Raw genomic sequence first — 7,097 nt, forward strand, 5'->3', positions numbered from 1 at the left:
CCGCGACCGCCGCCGCCAAGGCGCGTCGCAAGGAGCGCAAGGGCGAGCGCCGCGCGCGCGGCGGGGGCCGTCCGGCGTGATCCCCACGCCCGTCTTCGGCTGGCATGACGAGGCGGAGCTGCGCGCCTTCGTCGCCGACACCGCCTTCGCGCAGATCGTCGGCAGCCGGGCGGACGGACGCCTGGTTTCGGCGCAGGCGCCGCTCGTCCCGGCGGCGGACGGCAGCTTTCGCTTTCATGTGTCGCGCGCCAACGCGGCGGTGCCCGCTCTGGACGGCGCACGGGTCCTGGCCAGCGTGATCGGCACCCATTTCTACGTCAGCCCGGACTGGTACGGCGCGCCCGATCAGGTCCCCACCTGGAATTACCGCATGGTCGAAATCGAAGGGATCGCCCGCCGCCTGACGCCCGACGAGGCGCGCGAGCAGGTGGACAGCCTGAGCGCGGTGCACGAGTCCGCGCTCGCCCCCAAGCCCGTCTGGACCAGCGCCAAGATGGAACCGCGCATACTGGAGCGCCTGCTGGCGGGCATCGTCGGCTTCGCGATCGAGCGGCCCGTGCTGCGGGGCGTCGCCAAGCTGGGCCAGAACAAGCCCGAGCGACAGGCGGCGGGCGTGATCGCCGCGCTGCGGGCACGCGGCGATGCCGTTGGCGCCGATGCGATGGCGGCGGCGCGATGAACCGCCTCGCTCTGTTCGATTGCGACGGGACGCTGGTCGATTCGCAGACGACGATCTGTCTCGCCATGCAGCGCGCGTTCGACGTGGTCGGCGTGGCGGCGCCGGGCGATCCGGCGACGCGCGGCATCATCGGCCTGTCGCTGCCCGAGGCGCTGACCGTCCTCTATCCGGGCGGGACGACGGAGGAACATGACGCGATAGGGGAGGCGTACAAGGCCGCCTTCTTCGACATGCGGACACAGGGCCTGGCCAATCATCCGCTCTACGACGGCATCGCCGAGGCGATCGGCGATCTCGACGCACGCGGCTGGCTGCTGGGGGTCGCGACGGGTAAGTCCGACCGGGGACTGAAGGCGATCCTCGAGCATCACGGGCTGCATCCGCGCTTCATCACGCTCCAGACGTCCGACCGCCATCCGTCGAAACCGCATCCGTCGATGATCGAACAGGCGATGGCGGACGCCGGATCGGAGCCGGCGACGACCGCGATGATCGGCGACACGAGTTACGACATGGCGATGGCGCGCGCGGCGGGCTGCGCCGCGATCGGGGTAGCGTGGGGCTATCACAATGCCGACCAGTTGATCGAGGCGGGGGCGGATGTCGTGGCCGAGCACCCCTCCGCGCTGGTCGCGATCCTCGAGGCGCTGTGAAGCGTTTCTACAAAGAGGCCACGGTCGTCGACCGGGCGATCCTGCTCGACGGGCGCGCGGTGCGGACGCCCGACCGCCGGCCGCTCTCTTTGCCGACGCAAGCCCTGGCGAGGGCGGTGGCTGAGGAATGGAGCGCGCAGGTGGAGACGATCGACCCGCGCGCCATGCCGCTGGCCGGCCTTGCCAACGCCGCGATCGACAAGGTCGCGCCCGATCCGGCGGCATTCGCCCGGCCGCTCGCGGCCTATGCGCAGACCGATCTGCTCTGCTACCGCGCCGATACGCCAGAGGTGCTGGCCGCGCGGCAGGCAGCGGCATGGGATCCCGTGCTCGCCTGGGCGCGGCGGCGGTATGACGTGGACTTCGCGGTCACCGCCGGCATCGTCCATGCGCCCCAGCCCGACGCGACGGTCGTGCGGTTGAGCCATGCGCTCGCCGTGCTCGACCCGTTCCGCCTGACCGCGATGTCGCCGCTGGTGACGATCGGCGGATCGCTGGTCGTCGCATTGGCGGTGATGGAAGGCGAGCTCGCGCCCGACGCCGCATTCGAGATCACGCATCTCGACGAGATCTGGCAGGCCGAGCGATGGGGCGAGGATCCGCTCGCGCTGAAGGCCAGGGACGCGCGCCGCGCCGACTTCCTCGCCGCGGCGCGCTTCCTCGCCTTGCTCGACGCGTCCTAGGTCCGGGGTAGGACGGGCGCGGCCGGCATGAACCAGCGCACCAGCACGAACAGCCCCGCCGCGAAGGCGACCAGTTCCTCGACCGCGAGGTAGATCCACCAGCCCCACGGCAGGTAGAAATTGTAGACCGGAAGCGACAGCACGAAATAGAGGATCATCGCCACCGCGAAGAGCCCCGCGACCTTCAGCCGCGCGGCGAAACCGTCGACCAGGCTGAGCGCGGTGCCGATCAGCAGCAGCATGACGATCGACAGGATCAGCCCGGTCAGCAACGACGCCGGTTCTATGATCGGAAACCCGCTCGTGTTGAAGAAGATCAGCCCGACCGGCCCGCGCCCGAACAGGGCGGTGGAGGCGGCGGTGTCGGGCGAAGGGATGAAATAGGTGCCCGTGCCGGTGGCCGTCAGCGTGCGCGCCAGCGAGGTATGGAGATCGGCGGTCTCGGCATCGCCGAGCGTCTTGTAGGCAAGACCGCCAAGTGGGCTGACCCACGCGATCGCGCCGATGATGAACTGGACGATCCCGCCCAAGATGCTGCCGATGACGATGCGAACCATGTCTGTCCCCTCCTGCAATCGGAGGAAACGAAGCCTAGCCTAGCTGGTTTCCGAGGTCATCAGCTTGCGGACGAAACCGATCAGCCCGGTCTGGCGCGAGCGCCGCAGACGTTCGGCGTCGAGGATCGTCTTCACCTGCGCGAAGCAATCCTCCACGTCGGCGTTGATCAGGACGTAATCATAGCCGTCCCAGTGGCTGATCTCCGACGCGGCGCGCGCCATGCGCCCTTCGACCACGGAGGGATCGTCGGTGTTGCGCGAGCGCAGGCGCCGGCCGAGCTCGGCCATCGACGGCGGCAGGATGAACACGCGCACGACGTCGCCGCCCGCTTGCTGGTAAAGCTGCTGCGCGCCCTGCCAGTCGATGTCGAACAGGACGTCGCGCCCCTCCGCCAGCATCTTTTCGACCGGCGCGCGCGGGGTGCCGTAGCGATTTTCGAAGACGTGCGCCCATTCCATCAGCTGGTTGGCGGCAACCATGTCCTTGAAAGTCGGCACGTCGACGAAGTGATAATCCTTACCGTCGACCTCGCCCGGGCGTGGCGGGCGCGTCGTGACCGAGACCGACATGGCGATGTCGGGATCGTGCTGCAGAAGCTGGCGCGCAATGGTCGACTTGCCTGCCCCCGAGGGCGAGGACAGGACGAACAGGACGCCGCGATGTTCGAGGCCGGACAAAGGCATGGCCGCTCTTGGCTTCGCGCGGCGCGAAGGTCAACGTGGGCGGCATGACCCGATCCCTCCTTGCGCGCCGCCGCCCGATCCTGACGGTGCTCGTCATCGTGGCGGCCGCCGCCGCGATCCTGCTGGCGATGGGCCGCCCGCCCGTCTGCACCTGCGGCCGGATCGAACTGTGGCACGGCGCGGTCGATAGCGGGAACAGCCAGCATCTGTTCGACTGGTATTCGCCGAGCCACGTCATCCACGGCTTCCTGTTCTACGCCGCGGGCTGGCTGCTGCTGCGACGCATGCCCGTCCGCTGGCGGCTGGTGCTGGCGACGGCGATCGAGGCGGCGTGGGAGCTGGCCGAGAATTCGCCGGCGGTGATCGACCGCTATCGCACCGCGACGATCGCGCTGGGCTATACCGGCGACAGCGTGATCAACTCGGTGGCAGACATCGGCTGCATGATGGCGGGCTTCGCGCTGGCGCGGCGGCTGCCGGTTACGGCCACGATCGCGCTGGCCGTGCTGTTCGAGCTCGTGACATTGGCGGTGATCCGCGACAATCTGACGCTCAACGTGGTGATGCTGCTGTGGCCGGTCGAGGCGATCCGGCAGTGGCAATCGCCGTGAGGGGGGACCGATCGATGACCGTGACACGCATATTCGCCGCCATGCTGGCGCTGGTTTCGGCGCCGCTCGCCGCGAAGGATCTGGTGATCCACGCGGGCACGCTGATCGACGGGAGCGGCGCTACCCCGCGCAAGCAGGTGTCGATCCTGATCCACGACGACCGGATCACCGCCGTCCAGCCCGGCTTCGTCCGGCCGGCGGGCGCGGAGGTGGTCGACCTGTCGGGCAAGACGGTGCTGCCCGGACTGATCGACACGCATGTCCATATGCTCGCCGCCTTCCATCCCGGCGACCCGATCCGCAACGCGGTGACGCGCACCAATTACCAGGCGCTGATCGACGGGGTGAACGATGCGCGCGCGACCCTGCTGGCGGGCTTCACCAGCGTGCGCGACGCGGGCGGGGCGACCGACGCGATCGTGGCGCTGAAGCGCGGCGTGGCCGAAGGCGCGATCCCGGGGCCGCGCCTGTGGGTCGCGGGCGACGCGCTGGGGCCGACGGGCGGGCATGGCGATCCGGCCAACGGGCTGCTGCCCGAATTCGCCGAACTGCCGCACTGGACCGATACGCTGGTCGACGGCGCGGATTCGGCGCGCACCATCGTGCGCCGGATGCACCGGCTGGGCGCGGATCAGATCAAGATCATGCCGTCGGGCGGGGTGATGTCGATCGGCGACGACCCCAAGCTGCAGCTGATGACCGACGACGAGATCAAGGCGGTGATCGAGACCGCGCACGCGCTGGGCATGAAAGTGATGGCGCATGCGCACGGCAAGCAGGCGATCGACCACACGATCGAGCTGGGCGTCGATTCGATCGAGCATGGCAGCTATGCCGACGCGGGCAGCTTCCGGCTGTTCAAGCAGCACGGCACCTACCTCGTGCCGACGATGCTGGTGGCCGAGAAGGTGTACGAGCGCGCGAAGACGCATCCCGAGCAGCTAAACCCCTCGACCGCCGAAAAGGCGCTGGTGATCGGGCCGATGATCCTGAAGATGGCGGGCGACGCGCACGCGGCGGGCGTCAAGTTCGCGTTCGGCACCGACACGTTCGGCCTGTCGGCGCATGGCGAGAATGCGCAGGAATTCGCGCTGCTGGTGCGGGCGGGCATGACGCCGATGGAGGCGATCCTGACCGCGACGCGCAATGCCGCCGACCTGATCGGCAGCGCGGAAATCGGCCAGATCCAGCCCGGCCGCTACGCCGACCTGATCGCGGTCGACGGCGATCCGCTGGCGAACGTCCGCGTGCTGGAGACGGTCGGCTTCGTGATGAAAGGCGGCGCGGTCGTGAAGGCTGACGGCCGGGCGCGCTGAGCGGGCGGCGCAGGGCGGTCTTCACCCCCGCCCCTGTACGTCACCCCGGACTTGATCCGGGGTCCCGCTTACCGGGGAGCGCGCGGAAGACAGCGGGATCCCGGATCAAGTCCGGGATGACGGCTACGATGACGGGACGGCTAAAGCGGCGTGAGGAGCGGGCGGCCGGCGAAATGCGCGTCGAGATTGGCGAGGACGAGGTCGGCCATCGCCGCGCGCGTCTCGATCGTGGCGCTGCCCTGATGCGGCGAGAGCACGACCTGCTCCATCGCGCGCAACGCGTCGGGAACGTGCGGTTCGTCGGCGAACACGTCGAGGCCGGCACCCGCGATCCGGCCCTCCGCCAGCGCGCGGATCAACGCGGGCTCGTCGACGATCGCCCCGCGCGCGACATTGACGAGGATGCCGTCCGGCCCCAGCCGGTCGAGGATGGCGGCGTCGACCGTGCCGGCGGTTTCGGGGGTGGCGGGGACGATCACCACCAGCACGTCGCTCGCCTCCGCCAGGGCCGCGAGGTCGGGGACATGCCGCCAGGGCAGGTCGGGCTTGGCCGCGCGGCTGGTATACAGAATCTCGCCGGCGAAGGGGTCGGCCCGGCGCGCGATCGCGCGGCCGATCGCACCCATGCCGTAGAGCCCGATCCGCCGCCCGCTCAGCCGGCGCGACAGCGGTGCCTGCCACCCACCGTCGCGGATCGCGCGGTCGTTGACGGCGATCCGGCGCGACACCGACAGCATCAGCGCGATGGCGAGGTCGGCGACGTCGTCGTCCAGCACGCCGCGCGTGATCGTCACGGGGATGCCGCGCGCCTTCGCCGCCGCCAGATCGATCCCGTCATGCCCGACGCCGTTGATCGCGATGATCTCCAGCGCAGGCAAGGCGGCAATCAGGCCCGCGTCGACCACGCTGGATCCCCCGCCCACGATCGCGCGGATGCGGGGACCGGCGTCGCCGGGCGCCTGGTGCACCGCGAACCGGCGCTCCAGCTCGGCCGTCAGCGCGGGCGAGGCCCCACCCGGCAGGAGGAGGATATCGGGTCTGGCCACGTGCACCCCGTCAGCCGCGCAGCGCCGCCTGCGCCGCCGCGAGCCGCGCGATCGGCACGCGGTAGGGCGAGGCGGAGACGTAATCGAGGCCCGCGCCCTCGCAGAAGGCGATCGAGGCCGGATCGCCGCCATGTTCGCCGCAGATGCCGAGCTTGAGGTCGCCGCGCGTGGCGCGCCCGCGTTCCGCCGCGATGCGGATGAACTCGCCCACGCCCTCGACATCCAGGCTGACGAACGGGTCCTTGGCGTAGATGCCCTGTTCGACATAGGCGCCAAGGAAGCGGCCGGCATCGTCGCGGCTGACGCCGAGCGCGGTCTGCGTCAGATCGTTGGTGCCGAACGAGAAGAAAGCGCCGACCTCGGCGATCTCGCCCGCCTTGAGCGCGGCGCGCGGCAATTCGATCATCGTGCCGACGAGGTAGTCGAGCGTCTGGCCCTTCTCCGCGAAGACGGCGGTCGCCGTCTCGTCGATCAGCGTCTTGATGATCTCCAGCTCGCGACGGGTCGCGACCAGCGGGACCATCACCTCGGGGATCGGCGCCTCGCCCGTCGTCCGCGCCACGTCGCACGCCGCCTCGAAAATGGCGCGCGCCTGCATCTCGTAGATTTCGGGATAGGTGATGCCGAGCCGGCAGCCGCGATGGCCGAGCATCGGGTTGAATTCGTGCAGCTCCGCCGCGCGGCGCTTGAGCTGGTCGAGCGCGACGCCGGTCGCCTCCGCCACCTCGGCGAACTCCTCGTCCGCGTGCGGCAGGAATTCGTGGAGCGGCGGATCGAGCAGGCGGATCGTGACCGGCAGGCCGGCCATGATTTCGAAAATCTCGGCGAAGTCGCCGCGCTGCTCGGGCAGCAATTTGGCGAGCGCGGC

At 69.9% G+C, this 7,097-nt stretch carries 9 protein-coding genes; 5 read left to right on the top strand and 4 right to left on the bottom strand.

Annotated elements, in window-relative coordinates; all coding sequences use genetic code 11:
* From ACOJSF_RS13710 to ACOJSF_RS13720, 3 genes are all read left to right on the top strand, one after another.
* Positions 1 to 679, top strand: a 679-nt coding sequence (locus ACOJSF_RS13710; RefSeq protein WP_420142755.1) for an FMN-binding negative transcriptional regulator, incomplete at its 5' end; no start/stop codon positions are given.
* Positions 676 to 1,332, top strand: a complete 657-nt coding sequence (locus tag ACOJSF_RS13715) for an HAD-IA family hydrolase (protein WP_420142756.1) — start codon at positions 676 to 678, stop codon at positions 1,330 to 1,332. The genes ACOJSF_RS13710 and ACOJSF_RS13715, both read left to right, overlap by 4 nt.
* Complete coding sequence (locus tag ACOJSF_RS13720) at positions 1,329 to 2,015, top strand: ATP12 family chaperone protein (RefSeq protein ID WP_420142757.1); 687 nt, start codon at positions 1,329 to 1,331, stop codon at positions 2,013 to 2,015. Before ACOJSF_RS13715 ends, ACOJSF_RS13720 begins: the two co-directional genes overlap by 4 nt.
* On the opposite strand, the gene ACOJSF_RS13725 is transcribed toward ACOJSF_RS13720, so the two are convergent.
* Both ACOJSF_RS13725 and gmk read right to left on the bottom strand, forming a co-directional pair.
* A complete protein-coding gene (locus ACOJSF_RS13725) occupies positions 2,012 to 2,572 on the bottom strand; it encodes a hypothetical protein (RefSeq protein WP_420142758.1) in 561 nt (186 codons plus the stop codon). The two genes, ACOJSF_RS13720 and ACOJSF_RS13725, sit on opposite strands and share 4 nt — an antisense overlap.
* 39 nt (positions 2,573 to 2,611) lie before the next feature.
* On the bottom strand, positions 2,612 to 3,256 hold the full coding sequence (gene gmk, locus ACOJSF_RS13730) for a guanylate kinase (RefSeq protein ID WP_420142759.1): 645 nt from the start codon (positions 3,254 to 3,256) through the stop codon (positions 2,612 to 2,614).
* A gap of 44 nt (positions 3,257 to 3,300) precedes the next feature.
* Here gmk and ACOJSF_RS13735 point away from each other — a divergent pair, with 44 nt between their 5' ends.
* Both ACOJSF_RS13735 and ACOJSF_RS13740 read left to right on the top strand, forming a co-directional pair.
* Positions 3,301 to 3,867: a DUF2585 domain-containing protein gene (locus ACOJSF_RS13735; protein WP_420142760.1), complete on the top strand. Its 567-nt coding sequence runs from the start codon at positions 3,301 to 3,303 to the stop codon at positions 3,865 to 3,867.
* 14 nt (positions 3,868 to 3,881) lie between these two features.
* Positions 3,882 to 5,183 (top strand): amidohydrolase family protein, encoded by a 1,302-nt coding sequence (locus tag ACOJSF_RS13740; RefSeq protein ID WP_420142761.1) that lies wholly within the window; start codon positions 3,882 to 3,884, stop codon positions 5,181 to 5,183.
* A 140-nt stretch (positions 5,184 to 5,323) separates the two neighbouring features.
* Here ACOJSF_RS13740 and ACOJSF_RS13745 read toward each other — a convergent pair whose 3' ends face one another.
* The gene (locus ACOJSF_RS13745; RefSeq protein WP_420142762.1) at positions 5,324 to 6,229 is read right to left on the bottom strand and encodes a 2-hydroxyacid dehydrogenase; all 906 of its coding nucleotides are present in this window, start codon (positions 6,227 to 6,229) and stop codon (positions 5,324 to 5,326) included.
* A 10-nt stretch (positions 6,230 to 6,239) separates the two neighbouring features.
* Positions 6,240 to 7,097, bottom strand: an 858-nt coding sequence (locus ACOJSF_RS13750; RefSeq protein ID WP_420142763.1) for a putative PEP-binding protein, incomplete at its 5' end; no start/stop codon positions are given.

Source organism: Sphingomonas sp., from assembly GCF_048594985.1.
Classification (GTDB): domain Bacteria; phylum Pseudomonadota; class Alphaproteobacteria; order Sphingomonadales; family Sphingomonadaceae; genus Sphingomonas_I.